Here is an 879-nt window from a genome sequence, read left to right as displayed (position 1 = left end):
CCATTATCACCGCTCCCCGTGTTGGTCACTGTTTTCACCAATGCGATTGACGGTTCTTGTGTTAGAGGTGTATCTGTTGGGTCGTCATTATCTTCGTCTGTACCGGATTCATCCTCTACAGGATCGCCATTCGGGTCAGTACCGCCGGCCAAAGCCTGGTTACTGACACCACCGTTATCCACGTCTTCCTGGATGATCGTATAAGTAGCAGTTGCCGTACCTGATTCTCCGGGAGCTAATGTTGCCGGGACGATCGGCAAACCGGACGTATTTGTCAGATCGTCGTCGATAGTGATACCAGATACGGTTACATTTCCGGTATTAGTCACCGTAAAGATATACGTGATCCCATCTCCTGCATCGGACACACCATTACCATTACTATCTATATAATCGGCGGTCTTTACCAAAGCAATTGAAGGAGATTGAATGATCGGCGTATCTGTCGGGATATCATTATCTTCACTGGTACCCGAAGTATCTTCCACAGGATCGCCATTCGGAGCCTCACCTGTAGCCAGGGCCTGATTACTCACACTACCATTATCCACATCTTCCTGGGTGAGTGTATATGTTGCCGTGGCAACACCTGTTTCTCCAGGGACTAATATAGTCGGGGTAATCGGTAGATCGGTAGTTCCGGTCAGGTCGTCGTCAATGGTTATATTATCTATATCGACATTACCTGTATTAGTCACCGTAAAGGTATACGTAATCCCATCTCCTGCATCAGCCATATCATTGCCATTGCTATCGATGTACTCGGCAGTTTTTATCAATGCAATTGACGGTTCCGGTTTCATTTCCAGTGGTGGGGTCTCACAATCCGGGCAATCCGGATCGGGGTCGTCCGTAGGACTGGTGACCTGTACTGCATTG

The 879-nt window shown here is 48.2% G+C and carries 1 protein-coding gene; it reads right to left on the bottom strand.

The window, feature by feature from the left end; all coding sequences use genetic code 11:
• Positions 1-879, bottom strand: an 879-nt coding sequence (locus ED312_RS21180) for a DUF7507 domain-containing protein (protein ID WP_449441384.1), incomplete at both ends; no start/stop codon positions are given.

It is taken from the genome of Sinomicrobium pectinilyticum (assembly GCF_003725735.1).
GTDB lineage: Bacteria > Bacteroidota > Bacteroidia > Flavobacteriales > Flavobacteriaceae > Sinomicrobium > Sinomicrobium pectinilyticum.
Note: the sequence above shows the minus strand (reverse complement) of the source record. Positions and strands in the feature narration are given on the sequence as shown.